Consider the following 13,939-nt stretch of genomic DNA (forward strand, 5'->3'; position numbering starts at 1 on the left):
TTATCGAGTGAACCACAACCGTCTCGGCGTACTGGATCGCCCGGTCGAGCCGGGCGATGACACCGATGATGAGGCTCCTCACTGCCCGGCCAGCCGGTCGGCGAAATAGCCGATGGTCTTGCGATACACCACGGCCCTGTTCCACTCGCGCATCGCCTCGAAATTGGCGGTGCCTTCGCCGTAAGGCTGGCCCATCTTGAAGCCGTTCGTGTGCAGCAAATTCGCGGTCGAGGCCAGCACGTCGGGGACGCTGTGGCGGAGGTCGACATGGCCGTCGCCGTCGAAATCGACGCCGTATTTGATGTAGGACGACGGCAGGAACTGGGTCTGGCCGATCTCGCCGGCATAGGCGCCGATCAGGTCGCGCAACGGCAGATCGCCGCGCTGCACGATCTTGAGCGCGGCGAGCAGCTCGCCCTGGAACAGATCCGTGCGGCGGCAATCATGCGCGAGCGTCGCCAGCGTGCGGATCACCGGCAGCTTGCCGATGTCCCCCTTGCCGAAATCGCTCTCCAGCCCCCAGATCGCGACTAGGATATAACGCGGCACGCCGAACTGCTGCTCGATGCGCGAGAGCAGTGCGGCGTGGCGCTGCAACAGGGCCTTGCCGCCGTTGATGCGGCCGGGGCCGACGCGGGTCGAGACGTACTGCTCAAAGCTCTTGTTGAAGGTGTAGCGCTGGCGCCGGTCGAAGGCGAGCACCGCGCCGTCCGGGGTGATGCCGCTGAAGGCCGCGCTGGTCACGCTGGCCGAGACGCCGGCGCCTTGCGCCTCGGACGTCATGCTGGCGACGAAGCTGTTGAAGTCGCCGCCGCAGCGCGCGGCCTCGGCCGATCCGCCGGCGAAGCAAACGACGAAGGCGGCGGCGGCAAGCGATCTCAGCATCCGAAACAATCCTCATGACATGAGCGCGAAACATGGGCGCGAAGCGGGATACCGATCATGCCCGGGAACAGGATTCGCGTCAAAGCGACAGGCGAGCCCTGGCCGGATGCCCGCCTCCAGCTGCACCGAAACAAAAACCGAAAAACAACCCCATGCACAGTAGGCGCCCGATCCGGCATCTGCGGTTTTACCGAATTCGCTTGACCCGTCGGGCAAAACAGGTGTAGTGTAGCAACATCGGAGACTCCGGCGGTGACGTCAGGCCGCGCGGCATCCCGGCGAACGACGTGACGCTGTGAGGGACATGGCGCAGTGAACGACATGGCCCAGCCAACGACACAGCCAGCGAACGATATGCCGCCGCCCTCCCTGCTCCGCATCCCGCTGCTCCGCCTCCTCGCCATCAACCTTGCGATCGGCGCTTGCGCTGCGATGCTGCTGGTCGGCGGCCTGCTCTGGCTCAACCCCGGCCATCTGCGCGAGCTGATCTTCGCCGATCGTTCGCCCGGCATTCCGCTCCTGGTCCTGCTTGCGTCCTTCGTCATGACCTTCGGCTCCGCCGCGATGGGCAGCGCGATCATGGCGCAGGGGCGCAAGGCGGATGACGACAGGCAGGGCGGCGGTCGCACATCGCAACTCACGGTCCAGGCGCTGGCACAACGATCGCCGCGAGCCGACATCCGCCGCAATGCACGAGCGCATTAATTGGTTATGACACCTCACGCGACCGGGGAGAATATGCAACCAAATGCGCGCGGAGGATGCACGCAGCTCTCGCTGCATCGCGATAGCTTGCGAAAATGAACAAAGTGATTTGGCCGTCCAAGCAATTGCTTCGACCGAAAACCAACGATCGCGATCGACGCATATCTGATGCGCGGGCTGCGACATCAGCACGCCGACGATTTGCCTTGCCATTGCGGAGCGAAGGGACTAGCCTTCTATTCTAGGTTGTTGCCCCGCCAGCCCCGGGCGACCCTGAAGACCAAAATAAACGGCGGGCTTTGCGGCCCGCCGTTTATTGAGGGTCCGGACCAGACCCGAAGCGATTGACGCTTCCATCCCCCTGAACAAGCCTTTTCGATCGGCGATGCGGTGATTTCCGCGTCCATGGGCGTATTCCACCCGCGAAGTCATTTGACTGCGGCGCCCTGATCGAGGACAAGCCGCCATGGCCAAAAAACCCGGAACCAATCCCAAAGGCGAATTCGCCTTTTTCAACGTCTTCTATGAAGACGATTCCCAACGCTCCAACCGCCGCGTGCCCTCCGAATTGCTCGGCGGCCTCGACGGCGACGAACCCGCGCGCAACTTCATCATGGAGCAGGACCGCGAGATCGCGGAGAAGAGCGGCCGCCCGGCGCTCGAGATCAAGCGGATCGAGCGGGTGGGGGCGAAAAAGAAGTAGGCCGAAATCGACCGGCGACGCCTGGCGGCCAGGTCGCGGCCGCACTCGCCGGCATTATGCCAGGGGCGGAGTCGTCGGGCTGGGGCGGTTGATCAGAGGTGTGATGCACGTTGGAAACCGTGATGACCGATCGCGGTCAAAGAACGGCAGGTGAAGGAGGCTTCGGCAACCAAAGCAGAACGGCGAGCTTTCGTCCCTTGCGACTTATGGCCGGGTTGCCCCAATTTCCCTTTAAATTTCGCGACATCTAGGGAAACAGCAGCGGATCTCCGACCTTCAATCGAAACTCTAGAAATGCCACAAGCGCTTTTGCCGACTGAGATAGCTCTATCTTCCTTTTCAGACCCATACTCCCGTCTGCGCAAATCTCAGCGTAAGTCATGCTCTCGTTCTCGGGGACGAATATGGGATCCCAATAGAATTCGCGAATGCCCGCTGGCCGCTCCGCAAGAGTACCATTTGTCTCTCCTCGAAAGCAGCGAACGCTCAGCCCATCGCAATATCCTATCACTGCGCGGGCTACGACCTTTCTGCCCTTACTTTGGGTCTCGGAAATGAACTTCTCTGCGCCAAGCGCGTCCCACATGGGCTGAGTGAGGCCGCCAGGATAGTTAGCGCTAAGATGATCGGCAAAAATTAGACCTGCGTGCTCGACGATACACGGAACAAGCAGGTTTTTATAGGCAGATACAGCCTTGTGTCGAACCATCTCTTCAATGTCCCGCTCAAGGGGTTCGGAAGGCTTACCGTCGCGGAACTCGAACCTAAAAAGTTGACCAACCGCAACGCGATCGTCCGTTGGGGTCGCTATCAATGTTGAGCGGCAAATCTCTTCGACCTCCGCCTTCTTGTAAGCGCTAGTAGTGGAATAAACGATCGTAGCAACCGAGCTCACGATGACAGCTCCGTCAACAACTCCGCAACAGCGCGCGTTCGATCCAAATCAAACGTTGAGATTACCTCGATCTTTCTCTCGCGAAATAGCTGCAGCTCAAAGTCCGACGGATTTGTAACAACAATGTACGCCCGCTTGCCGGCAAATGAGTGGGGCAATTCTCCAAATTTTTCATTCACGGTTCTAAATAGATAAGCGATATTTGGATCGCGAAAACTATACCCAACAAAGAGTATCGCCCTGCCAAGAATATCTGAACGAAACTTCAGGTCCATTGCGGACTCCAACCGCATCCGACGTTCATAGTGAGATTCCGAGAGCACCATCTCGTCCGGCGCGTTGAAATCCCCGTGAAACTTGATGACTTGAGTGTCACCGCTATGGTTCAAATCTCTTTCTGAAGTCGCAACTTGCACCGTTCGTCCATGAAGTCGGAGCGAGCGCTCCAAGAAGTCGTCAAAATTTGTGGTGTAGAACAGCTTGCACTTAGACAGACTGGCGAGCGCCGCGTGGATCGTAGATCTTTGCAACTCAGTATCGGTTGGCTGCATTTGCGAGAACAACCAGTTGGTTAGGGGCGCCACGCCATTCTTCTTCAAGCGAAAATATTCAAGTATCTGCAGATCAGTCCCTCGAAACCGAAGAAGCTCCGGATTCTCTGAGCCGAGCTGTCTGACGGCCTCATCAACCAATTCCCGACCAGGAAAGTCCCCGGCGTTCTGTTCCGTTCACGATCCAAGTTGCCGACATGGACACGCCAGCTCCGACAAACGGCAAAACTCTGCCATCTCGGTAGAGGCGCCGCAATTCCGGTGGACACATCATGACCGCTTCCGTGCCAATATTCTCGTCAACGAGTGATGATGAGGAATCCTGTTGTGAGGATGTTCCTCATGTAGGGTCTCATCAGAAAGATCTTCGATGTGCCATTCGCTATAAAGATTGCTGTAGAAGCTATGCGGCAGGAGACACGGCTCGAAGTCAGGATGAGCCGACAAATCATGATCTCGATCATTAAAGGCGCAAATAACATGATAGCCGCCCGCCCTCGTCGATCTTGCGAATCTCTCGTGGATATTAATGATCTCGGTCTCGCACCTTAGGCAATGAAATAGACCATACGCCAGGACTACATCGTAATAGTCGACAGTGAGGACACGTTCGACAATGTCTCCCTCAAGCCACTCTACACTAGCTTCTGGATGAAGACGCCTTGCGTGATCCAGAGCGACTCCCGAGATGTCGATTGCCGTGACACGAGCTCCGAGCGCCGAAAGGAAAGCGGCGTTTTTTCCTTCACCACACCCGGCATCTAATACTCTCAGGCCGGAGCAGCCGCCCAGCAAAGCGACTAGCTTTCGAACATAGCTGCCAGGCTCGCACCCCCAAAAGCAGGAGCACGATTTATATCCGGCGTCATAGCCTCCTTGATCTCGCCCCTTCATACAAATTCAACTCCGTTCCGAACCGGTCGAGCGCAGCATCATACTCATTTCGACCAGTCCAGTTGTATATAATAGCATCTGCATCTTGAATGAGATAGCGAACGTCTCGCTCGACAGGAGCGTTATAAAGGTCGAAGAATTTGCTTGGCGGCATGTTGTGCCGCTCCCGAGCAGAGTACAGCTTATATGCAATATCAGGAGCAGCTTGGACGTAGACCGATGCCACGTCCCGTTTCGAAAATTCGCGAATAAACTCTAGTGTCTCTCGATGCCTTATACCGTCCACTACAACGCGAGGAGCGTCACTCGCGTTGGCAATATTGCATATCGCCCGCGCGAGTTTGCGAGGCCCGTTCTTAGAGGTAATAAAGCGCTCGGCCGCAGCCTGAAATGTGCGACGACTAGTACGGGGTATCGGAGGCAATTGAAGGATCTTCGCAAGAACTTTGCCGCTGTTTATCTCTCGGTACTTGAGCCAATCACGAAAGAACTCTGTCGCCGCTGATTTTCCGGATCCGATTGTCCCAGCAACCACCAACAAATGAGCCCCGCCGAAGGGCTTCTTCCGTATGATCCTGTACGACGGTTGAGACTCGACGACTGGTCGAAAGAACGCCCGCCAACAAAGTTGGGACCAATATTCAAATTCGTTGAGATCGACCTCGTCCCTCTTGATATCAATCCACTCAAGCTGATTGATTGACGCTTCGCCGCGACGAGGCTTTGACCAAGCACCCCAGTCCTTCACTTTATATTCGAAGACGATAGCTACATGTCTCCTACCGACATCAGAAGAGTCATCGTTGATCACACCAAGGTAATTAAGATGCCTGTCGGGGGTTTCTTGCGAAATGCCGTGGCTCAGCTCTTCGCCCAACTCACGCAATGCGCTACTTTTGATGCCAAGATCGTCATGAGAGAAGAGTGTGTGATCGTGTTCCGTAACATGGCCACCGAATCCAATACATCGGCTACCCCGAAGAAAAGCAGCGATATTGTTGTAGGAGCCTCGACGAAACGAGAGCACCTTTCTCCCGTGTGTAACCAACACGTAAGTTAGAACTTGCTTTCGATCATCTTGGGTCTCCGCCTGAATTCTCGGAATGTACGAGACGGATCCCGATTGAACTAGCTTTTTTAATATGGCGGGCTGCAGCGCTCGAAAGCCCTGAAAGTCAAGAAACCGCGTATAATGATCGCGCGGCACTGTTAGCGCGTGCTCCAGCGGCGAAGGATATGCTCTACGTTGAGCAGTAAACGGTCTGGCGTACCGAGGAGCTTCCTCTGCTTTCGAAAGTAGATCTGGGCTCCCGGAGATGGGACTATCCAACAGATAGCGAAGATAGAACCGCCCTCTTCGCGTTCTTATAAACCTTGATCGTTCACCGTTTTTGAGAATATCGATGCTCAAGCGAGCTTGCATAGACTTTTGCGGTGTCTTGCTGTCCCAGCTCTCTACAAAGCCATCTTCGATGCCCAGATTGACAAGGTCGCGAGCCCGCAGCGGGAGCTTGTGCTTGTCGAGCACCCGTTCGGCAACTTCCAAATATCTCTGGACGCGCCCCATTTGATTACTACGATCGCTGGGAGAAGTTCGACCCGTAATTTGTTCGCTGCAATTCTCAATTCTAAAAGAAAAGGACGAGCTTTGCTCGTCCTTTTCGACTTCTTCACATATTAGGCAATCATCAATTATCCAAGAAGCTCCGCAGCTTCCGCGACCGTGACGGATGCTTCAGCTTCCGCAGCGCCTTCGCCTCGATCTGGCGGATACGCTCGCGCGTCACGCTGAACTGCTGTCCCACTTCTTCCAGCGTATGATCGGTGTTCATGCCGATGCCGAAGCGCATGCGGAGCACGCGTTCTTCGCGGGGGGTGAGCGAGGCGAGCACGCGCGTGGTGGTCTCGCGCAGGTTCGACTGGATCGCGGCGTCGATCGGGAGGATCGCGTTCTTGTCCTCGATGAAATCGCCGAGGTGTGAATCCTCTTCGTCACCGACAGGGGTTTCGAGCGAGAGCGGCTCTTTCGCAATCTTGAGAACCTTGCGGACCTTCTCGAGGGGCATGCCGAGCTTTTCGGCGAGCTCCTCAGGAGTGGGCTCGCGGCCGATCTCGTTGAGCATCTGGCGGGACGTGCGCACGATCTTGTTGATCGTCTCGATCATGTGCACGGGGATGCGAATGGTGCGGGCCTGGTCGGCGATCGAGCGCGTGATCGCCTGCCGGATCCACCAGGTCGCGTAGGTCGAGAACTTGTAGCCGCGGCGGTACTCGAACTTGTCGACCGCCTTCATCAGGCCGATGTTGCCTTCCTGGATCAGGTCGAGGAATTGCAGGCCGCGGTTGGTGTACTTCTTGGCGATCGAGATCACCAGACGGAGGTTGGCTTCCACCATCTCCTTCTTGGCCTGGCGTGCCTCGCGCTCGCCCTTCTGCACGGAGTGCACGATCTTGCGGAACTCGACGATCTCGAGGCCGGTCAGCGCGGCAAGCTGATGCACCTCGTGGCGGAGGTCCTTGATGCGGTCCTTCTCGACATGGACGAAGTTCTTCCAGCCTTTTGCGGACAGCTTCGAGACGCGGTTGAGCCAGCGCGGATCGAGCTCCGAGCCGGTGTAGTTGCGCAAAAAGTCTTCGCGCGCGACGCCGTGGCTGTCGGCAAGGCGCATCAGGCGGCCCTCATGCGAGACGAGGCGCTTGTTGATGTCGTAGAGCTGCTCGACGAGTGAATCGATGCGCGCCTGGTTGAGGCGCAGCGACTTCACCTCGACGATGATCTCGTCCTTGAGCTTGCGGTACTTGCGCTCCTGGTGCGGCGACAGCGAGGGCCCGTGCGAGGTGCTCTCGAGCTGGTTCTGGATGTCCTGCTCCTGGAGCTTGCGCAGCTTCTTGTAGCTGTCGGCGATCCTGTCGAAGATCTCGACGACCTTCGGCTTGAGCTCGGCCTCGATTGCCGCGAGCGACATCTGGTTCTCGAACTCGTCGTCCTCGTCCATGTCGGCTTCGGCGGCGGCTTCGCCCGGATCCTTCTCCTCGCCACCCTGGGCGGGGGCGGGCTGCGCGGCGCGGAAGGGGGTCGGCGACGGGGGCGCGGCGGGCGGAGCGACATGCGCGGGCGCAGCCGCACTTGCAGCGGCCTCGCCGCCCTCGGTGGTGGCTTCGCCGTTCTCGCCGGCGGGGCCGGCGATCATCGCGGTATTCATGCCGGCCTTGGCGTCGGGGCCGGCATAGGTCGCTTCGAGATCGATGATGTCGCGGAGGAAGATCTTGCCTTCGTTGAGCTCGTCGCGCCAGATGATGATGGCCTGGAAGGTCAGCGGGCTTTCGCAGAGGCCTGCGATCATCGCCTCCCGGCCGGCCTCGATGCGCTTGGCGATCGCGATTTCGCCTTCGCGGGAGAGCAACTCGACCGTGCCCATCTCGCGCAGATACATGCGCACGGGATCGTCGGTGCGCTCGCCCGGCTCGCTCTTCTTGACCTCGGTGACGGCCTTCTGGGTGACTTCGACGAGCTCGTTATCGGTCTCGTCGTCACCCTCGTCCTTCTCCTCCTCGCCTTCGGTATCGTCGGCTTCGGTGACGTTGATGCCCATGTCCGAGAGCATGGACATGATGTCCTCGATCTGCTCGGGCGAGGTCTGGTCGGACGGCAGGACTTCGTTGAGCTGATCGAAGGTCACGAAGCCGCGCTTCTTGGCCTGCTTGATCATCTTCTTCACGGCCGCGTCGGACAGATCGAGCAACGGCGAGGGCGCGTCCTGGGAATCCTTCTCGGGAGCATCCGCTGCCTTGTCGTCTTTTTCCTTGTCCTTCGCCTGCAGCGTCTTTGCCTTGGTGGCCATCCATTGCTCCTAAACGCGCTTCACACGGGCGGCTTGCCGCGCGCCTTGCGTGAAATCACTTGAACCTGTTGCTCGACGCTCTCGCTTCGTCAGCTCTCGACACGGAAAGGGCGGCGCAAATATCTCTCGCCACCCCGACCTTTCTCTCGCCGGATTTGCCTAACGCTTCGTGAGCCTCTTTGTCGCGGCGGATGCAGGTGTAGTGCCAACAGCGGTTGCGCGGATTCATTCCTGACGCGTCTGTTCTGCCTGCGGCCGCGGGGGCCAAAGTGCTACAAGACCGTTAAGCCTCGATTAACCCTGTTTTTGCCGCCAAATCATGGATTTGGCGAGTCTTTTAGCGGTACCTGGCGCGGCCGTCCGCATGATTCTTTCATCACACGCTCTTCTGGAACCGGCCCGATAGTTCGCCAAAACCCTCGATCAGGGCCTCGGTACCATCGACTTCGGCCAGCCGGGCCTTGACGTCACGCAGCCATGCCAAATTGGCCTCGCTGGGGTCCTCCCCCAAGGCCAGCTCGGCGTCCTTCAACTCCCTAAGTAGTGAATGGTATTGCCGATGCAAGGCGACGAGCTGGTGCCAGGTGGCGAGAACGTCGTCCTTCGCCGCGCCCTCGCGGGCCCCCCACACCGCCGCGGTGGTGATGGCAGCCTCAACCCGTTGAAGGGATTGTGAAAAACCACCCTTCTCAAGGTCGGCGCGCATCTTTTCGGCGAGCTCGCCGGGGTCGGGCGAGTGGTGATGGTCGTGGGCGAAGGCGGCGATGATGCCGGCCCGCAGCTTATGGGCCTCGGGATGGGCCAGCTCCAGGGCGGCCACCTCCTCCAGATGCTCATGGAGCAGCCAAGGGTGGTTGATCAGGCATTGCAGGATCAGGGCTTCGCGGCGGGACATCGCGCTGCGCTGGCCGCGCATGATCGGGCTGTTCGCGAGCTGGGGGCTCGCCGCCTGGTAGGGGCCGGCGGCCAAAGGGATCGGACCGGGCGGGCCACGGCGGCCTTGTCCACCGAACGCCTGGCCGCCGAATCGATTCGGCTGCCCCCCGCCGCGGGGCGGGAACGGCCGGCCGCCGCCCTGGCGGAAATTGCCGCGGCCGCCAAAGCCGCGGCCGCCTTCGGGGGCAAAGGTGCGCTGCAGCCGGTCGGCAAAGTCGTCGCGATAATAGCGCCGCACCACCTCGTCGCGGATGCCGTTGCAGAGCTCCTTGATGCGGGCCTCCAGCGCGGCCCGGCGCTCGGGCGTGGCGAAATTGCCGCCCTCGAGCTCGCGCGACCAGATCATCTCGGCAAGGGGCTTTGCTGCCGCAAGCACGTCCTCGATCGCGCCGCGCCCACCGGAGCGCACGAGATCGTCGGGGTCCTGTCCCTCCGGGAGCAGCGCGATGCGCAGGCTCTTGCCTGGCGCGAGGAACGGCAGCGCGAGATCGGCGGCGCGATAGGCCGCCTTCTGTCCGGCGCGGTCGCCGTCGAAGCAGAGGATCGGCTCGTCCGCCATCCTCCAGAGCAGCGCGAGCTGGCTCTCGGTCAAGGCGGTGCCGAGCGGCGCGACGCTGCCGGCAAAACCCGCGGTAACCATGGCGATGACGTCGACATAGCCTTCGACCACGATCAGCGGCGCGCCGTCATAGGTGGCTTTCCGCGCCGTCTGGTGATTGTAGAGATTGTCGCCCTTGTGGAAGAGGGGCGTCTCCGGCGAGTTCAGGTATTTTGCCGGAACGTCCTTCTCCAGCGCGCGTCCGCCGAAGGCGATGACGCGGCCGCGGATGTCCGTGATCGGAAACATCACGCGATCGCGGAAGCGGTCGTACGGCACGGGAATGTCGTCGCCGCCAATCAAGAGGCCGGTTTCGACCATGTCCTCGACGGAGACGCCAAGCTTGCCGAGATGCTCCTTCAGAGCGAAGCGCTCCGGCGAGGCATAGCCGAGGCGGAACTGCAATTGCGTCGCCGGCGAGATGGCGCGGTCGGCGAGATAGCCGCGCGCCTTGGCTCCCAAGCGCGAGGCCAGCGTCTCCGCAAAATACTTCGCGGCGAGATCCATCACGTCATGCAGCGAGCGCCGCCGCTGCTCCTCGCGCGCCGCATGGGGCGTCACCGCCGGCAGCGGCAGGCCGGCCATGTTCGCGAGCCGCTCGACGGCTTCGGCGAACGGCAGGCCGTCGGTCTCCATCACGAAATTGATGATGTCGCCGTGCTTGCCGGAGGAGAAGTCGTGGTAAAAACCCTTCTGGTCGTTGACGTAGAAGGACGGCGTCTTCTCCTGCTGAAACGGCGACAGCCCCTTCCACTCCCGCCCCGCCTTCTTCAGCTTGACGCGCTTGCCCACGACCTCGGAGACCGAAAGCCGGGCACGCAGCTCGTCGAGGAATTGGGGCGTGAAGCGGACCATGGGTGTGTGTAGCGCGAACCGGGTGAGTCGGGCGAAGGATCAGGGATATAGGTGCGGGGTGGCCAGAAGTCAGGTTTGGGCGGGTTATCCTGACTATTCGACCTATGCACAGGGCCCTCACTGTCGTTTCGAGACGCCCTTTCACCGTCATCCTGAGGTGGCCGCTTCTTCAGCGGCCCTCGAAGGGTGACGGCCCGGCTGCATCTTGGCCGATTCATCCTTCGAGGCTCACACCGCCTTGCGGTGTGAGCGCCTCAGGATGACGGGGCTGGCGGCCCGGAATGATGGGAAAAGCTTGCCCCCCGCCCGGTTCCACGCTTCCATACGCCCATGTTCAGGACCTTTCGGGGCGGCCAGAGCGGGGGCTGGCGTGTCACCTCGATATCGCCCGTGACGGGCGAGCCCCTGCCCTTCATGCCGGCGCTGTCGGTCACCGACAGCGAGGCGATCTCGTTGCCGCAGGTGCCCTCGCGCAATGCCTGGCGGCTAACGGGCGTCGCCAGCAGCCTGCGCTACACCGAGCGGCCCGAGAAGGAGCAGCTCGTTGCCGTGCAGGCCGGGCTCGGCCGGGTGGAAGCGACGAGCGCGGCGCTGATCCCGATCCGCAAGTCGCAGGCCTGGTGGGACCTGACGCAGGAAGAGCGCCGCAAGATTTTCGAGGACAGGTCGCACCACATCGCCAGCAGCCTGCGCTTTTTGCCCGCGATCGCGCGGCAGCTCTATCACTGCCGCGACCTCGGCGGTCCCTTCGATTTCCTGACCTGGTTCGAATACGCGCCCGCGCACGCCTCGCTGTTCGAGGAGCTGGTGGCGATGCTGCGGCGGACCGAGGAATGGACCTATGTCGAGCGCGAGGTGGACGTGCGGGTGGTGAAAGAAGTGTTGTCGGCCTAGTGCTCCAGGAAGCGGCCGGACTCGATGCGGGGCAGATCGGTGACGGGCCAGTTGTAGACGTAGGTCCAGGCTTTGCTCGCGGTGCCGTCAGGCAGCGTCACCTCGATCAACCGGCGCAGATATTCGGTCGGCTCGGGAAAGCCTTCGCCACAGGCTTCATACATGTCCAGCTCGCGCAACAGCTCGTCGGGCACGCGCAGGTGAAACAGCTCGCCATGCACGAGGTCGGAGGCCGCATCCGACAGCAGCAATCCCGGATAGTGCCTGATGAGAAACAGTTGCCCACGGCAGGTGGCGTCACCGATGAAATCGGCGTGCTGCGACAGCAGCCTGGCCATCGGATGGTCGAAGCCGCGCATCAGGGTGCCGTAGACGAAGAGGCGATCGGAGGTCATGGGGCTCTATAAACTCTCCGCGCCGTCATTGCGAGGAGCGCTTGCGACGGGCAAAGCCGTCATCGAGTCCTGCGGCGGTTGCGACGCCAGTTCGAGCGAGATTCGCTCTTGTGAGAAATCGTTCGCTTCGGCATCGTGGGACGCGACAATCATGTCGCGCGGGCTGTTGTTCAATGATTGCCTGCCCGATTTTTCGAGGCGACTGCTTTTTCCATAGGCAATCAGGATGGCTTTCAACACGGCCGAGGCGACGGATCAACTGCTCGGCGAGGGCGATATTCCACCAGTGCATGAGGTCAATGCAGGAGGGACATCGCCCTTCCTGCTCACCGCGGATCACTATGGCCGGCTGCTGCCGCGCGCACTCGGCGATCTCAGCCTGCCCGAGAGCGAGCTTGTCAGGCACATCGGCTGGGACATCGGCATCGCCGGCGTCGCCGAGCGGCTCGCGAACATGCTGGGCGCGCATCTGATCGCACAGCGCTATTCGCGGCTCGTGATCGACTGCAACCGGTCGCCGGGCGTTGCAAGCTCGATCCCCGTGATCTCCGAGGCCACCGCGATCCCGCGCAACGAGGTCATCTCCGAGAGCGAGCGCGCCGCCCGGCGGCGCGAGATCTTCGAGCCTTATCATGATCGCATCAATGCGGCGATCGACCGCCGCCTGCACGACAAGCGGCCGACGGTGCTGGTCTCGCTGCACAGTTTTACGCCGGTCTATTCCGGCGTCGCGCGGCCATGGCACATCGGCGCGCTCTACAATCGCGATACGGTGCTGCCGCAGTTGCTGCTCAAGCATTTGCGCAGCCAGGGCGATCTCGTCGTCGGCGACAACGAGCCCTATGCGGTGAGCGACCTCAGCGACTACACCATCCCGGTGCATGGCGAAGCGCGCGGCCTCGTCAACACCGGCATCGAGATCCGCCAGGACCTCATCGCGGACCAGTCCGGCCAGCAGCAATGGGCCGAGCGGCTGGCGAGGATCTTCGCGGAGATCGAGATAGAGCTGCGGGCCGAGCTGTTGGCGTGAGGCGCGCCGCGCCCGCTCATTTGGCCCGGATCAGCGCCAGCCAGATGCCGCCGCCGATCATGAAGCCGCCGGAGACGCGCGACACCAGGCGGGTGCGGCGCGCCGAGAAAATGCCGCGGATCTGACCGGCCAGCAGCGCGTAGATTCCGTCGGTCAAGCCGGCAAGCACCATGAAGGTCACGCCGAGCACCAGGACCTGCGACAGGTGGTCCTTGCTCATGTCCATGAACTGCGGAATGAACGCGCCGAAGAACACCAGCAGCTTCGGGTTCGACAACGCCACGACGAAGCCCTGCAGGAGAAAGCCGCCCCGCGGCGGAGGCGGCGGCGCATCGGCGTTGACGCCCTCGACCGGAGACCGGATCAGCTTGATGCCGAGCCAGACCAGATAGGCCGCGCCCGCAAAGCGCACCCAGTTGAACCAATAGCCCATCGTCGCCATCAGCGTGGTGAGGCCGACCGCAAGGATACCGATCACGATCAGCAGCCCCACCTGCACGCCGAGAATGTTGGTCAGCGCCGCACGCGTGCCGTGACGCAGGCCGTTGGCGATGACGAGGGTCACGATCGGTCCCGGCAGCAGCGCGAGCGCAATGCAGGCGGCGACGAAGGCGAGATAGGCTTGCATGGACATCATGGGAGGGACTCGGCTGAGCGTCTTTGCGGGTATTAATGCATGGCACTTACGTCCCGTCCAGCGCCGCTGTGACCCCCGCCTACGCAGCGGAACGCGTCCGACGGGCCAGCCATCGCGCG

At 61.0% G+C, this 13,939-nt stretch carries 14 protein-coding genes; 4 read left to right on the plus strand and 10 right to left on the minus strand.

Features of this window, described 5'->3' with window-relative positions:
* Positions 1–78 precede the first annotated feature (78 nt).
* A complete protein-coding gene (locus HYH08_RS28695; protein WP_220013189.1) occupies positions 79–885 on the minus strand; it encodes a lytic murein transglycosylase in 807 nt (268 codons plus the stop codon).
* A gap of 354 nt (positions 886–1,239) precedes the next feature.
* Between HYH08_RS28695 and HYH08_RS28700 the strand changes: the two genes are divergently transcribed.
* Together HYH08_RS28700 and HYH08_RS28705 are read left to right on the plus strand one after the other, a co-directional pair.
* Positions 1,240–1,590, plus strand: coding sequence for a hypothetical protein (locus HYH08_RS28700; RefSeq protein WP_220013190.1), 351 nt, complete (start codon positions 1,240–1,242; stop codon positions 1,588–1,590).
* Between the two features lie 466 nt (positions 1,591–2,056).
* Entirely contained in the window at positions 2,057–2,293 is a 237-nt protein-coding gene (locus tag HYH08_RS28705) for a hypothetical protein (RefSeq protein ID WP_220013191.1), read from the plus strand.
* 247 nt (positions 2,294–2,540) lie between these two features.
* Here the strand turns inward: HYH08_RS28705 and HYH08_RS28710 are convergent, their stop codons facing one another.
* From HYH08_RS28710 to dnaG, 6 genes are all read right to left on the minus strand, one after another.
* A complete protein-coding gene (locus tag HYH08_RS28710; RefSeq protein WP_220013192.1) occupies positions 2,541–3,188 on the minus strand; it encodes a non-canonical purine NTP pyrophosphatase in 648 nt (215 codons plus the stop codon).
* The gene (locus HYH08_RS28715) at positions 3,185–3,787 is read right to left on the minus strand and encodes an SIR2 family NAD-dependent protein deacylase (RefSeq protein ID WP_220013193.1); all 603 of its coding nucleotides are present in this window, start codon (positions 3,785–3,787) and stop codon (positions 3,185–3,187) included. Before HYH08_RS28715 ends, HYH08_RS28710 begins: the two co-directional genes overlap by 4 nt.
* 222 nt (positions 3,788–4,009) lie before the next feature.
* Positions 4,010–4,633: a class I SAM-dependent methyltransferase gene (locus HYH08_RS28720; protein ID WP_220013194.1), complete on the minus strand. Its 624-nt coding sequence runs from the start codon at positions 4,631–4,633 to the stop codon at positions 4,010–4,012.
* Positions 4,605–6,179, minus strand: a complete 1,575-nt coding sequence (locus HYH08_RS28725; RefSeq protein WP_220013195.1) for an HTH domain-containing protein — start codon at positions 6,177–6,179, stop codon at positions 4,605–4,607. Before HYH08_RS28725 ends, HYH08_RS28720 begins: the two co-directional genes overlap by 29 nt.
* 142 nt (positions 6,180–6,321) lie before the next feature.
* The gene (rpoD, locus tag HYH08_RS28730; protein ID WP_220013196.1) at positions 6,322–8,475 is read right to left on the minus strand and encodes an RNA polymerase sigma factor RpoD; all 2,154 of its coding nucleotides are present in this window, start codon (positions 8,473–8,475) and stop codon (positions 6,322–6,324) included.
* A 376-nt stretch (positions 8,476–8,851) separates the two neighbouring features.
* Entirely contained in the window at positions 8,852–10,864 is a 2,013-nt protein-coding gene (dnaG, locus tag HYH08_RS28735; protein ID WP_220013197.1) for a DNA primase, read from the minus strand.
* A gap of 330 nt (positions 10,865–11,194) precedes the next feature.
* Here dnaG and HYH08_RS28740 point away from each other — a divergent pair, with 330 nt between their 5' ends.
* The gene (locus tag HYH08_RS28740; RefSeq protein WP_220013198.1) at positions 11,195–11,758 is read left to right on the plus strand and encodes a chlorite dismutase family protein; all 564 of its coding nucleotides are present in this window, start codon (positions 11,195–11,197) and stop codon (positions 11,756–11,758) included.
* On the opposite strand, the gene HYH08_RS28745 is transcribed toward HYH08_RS28740, so the two are convergent.
* Both HYH08_RS28745 and HYH08_RS28750 read right to left on the minus strand, forming a co-directional pair.
* The gene (locus HYH08_RS28745) at positions 11,755–12,153 is read right to left on the minus strand and encodes a gamma-glutamylcyclotransferase family protein (protein ID WP_220013199.1); all 399 of its coding nucleotides are present in this window, start codon (positions 12,151–12,153) and stop codon (positions 11,755–11,757) included. The two genes, HYH08_RS28740 and HYH08_RS28745, sit on opposite strands and share 4 nt — an antisense overlap.
* Before the next feature lie 6 nt (positions 12,154–12,159).
* Positions 12,160–12,393 (minus strand): hypothetical protein, encoded by a 234-nt coding sequence (locus HYH08_RS28750; RefSeq protein WP_220013200.1) that lies wholly within the window; start codon positions 12,391–12,393, stop codon positions 12,160–12,162.
* Between HYH08_RS28750 and HYH08_RS28755 the strand changes: the two genes are divergently transcribed.
* Positions 12,380–13,183 (plus strand): N-formylglutamate amidohydrolase, encoded by an 804-nt coding sequence (locus tag HYH08_RS28755; RefSeq protein WP_220013201.1) that lies wholly within the window; start codon positions 12,380–12,382, stop codon positions 13,181–13,183. The genes HYH08_RS28750 and HYH08_RS28755 overlap by 14 nt on opposite strands.
* 16 nt (positions 13,184–13,199) lie before the next feature.
* On the opposite strand, the gene HYH08_RS28760 is transcribed toward HYH08_RS28755, so the two are convergent.
* Positions 13,200–13,817 (minus strand): LysE family translocator, encoded by a 618-nt coding sequence (locus HYH08_RS28760; RefSeq protein WP_220013274.1) that lies wholly within the window; start codon positions 13,815–13,817, stop codon positions 13,200–13,202.
* Positions 13,818–13,939: the final 122 nt, after the last annotated feature.

The organism is Bradyrhizobium sp. BR 10289, from assembly GCF_019455385.1.
GTDB lineage: Bacteria > Pseudomonadota > Alphaproteobacteria > Rhizobiales > Xanthobacteraceae > Bradyrhizobium.

Bases quoted from the DNA above. Each gene is read 5' to 3' on its own strand.
- HYH08_RS28695 (WP_220013189.1), bottom strand. From the start codon at position 885: ATGCTGAGATCGCTTGCCGCCGCCGCCTTCGTCGTTTGCTTCGCCGGC.
- HYH08_RS28700 (WP_220013190.1), top strand. From the start codon at position 1,240: ATGCCGCCGCCCTCCCTGCTCCGCATCCCGCTGCTCCGCCTCCTCGCC.
- HYH08_RS28705 (WP_220013191.1), top strand. From the start codon at position 2,057: ATGGCCAAAAAACCCGGAACCAATCCCAAAGGCGAATTCGCCTTTTTC.
- HYH08_RS28720 (WP_220013194.1), bottom strand. From the start codon at position 4,633: ATGAAGGGGCGAGATCAAGGAGGCTATGACGCCGGATATAAATCGTGC.
- rpoD (WP_220013196.1), bottom strand. From the start codon at position 8,475: ATGGCCACCAAGGCAAAGACGCTGCAGGCGAAGGACAAGGAAAAAGAC.
- dnaG (WP_220013197.1), bottom strand. From the start codon at position 10,864: ATGGTCCGCTTCACGCCCCAATTCCTCGACGAGCTGCGTGCCCGGCTT.
- HYH08_RS28740 (WP_220013198.1), top strand. From the start codon at position 11,195: ATGTTCAGGACCTTTCGGGGCGGCCAGAGCGGGGGCTGGCGTGTCACC.
- HYH08_RS28745 (WP_220013199.1), bottom strand. From the start codon at position 12,153: ATGACCTCCGATCGCCTCTTCGTCTACGGCACCCTGATGCGCGGCTTC.
- HYH08_RS28755 (WP_220013201.1), top strand. From the start codon at position 12,380: ATGGCTTTCAACACGGCCGAGGCGACGGATCAACTGCTCGGCGAGGGC.
- HYH08_RS28760 (WP_220013274.1), bottom strand. From the start codon at position 13,817: ATGTCCATGCAAGCCTATCTCGCCTTCGTCGCCGCCTGCATTGCGCTC.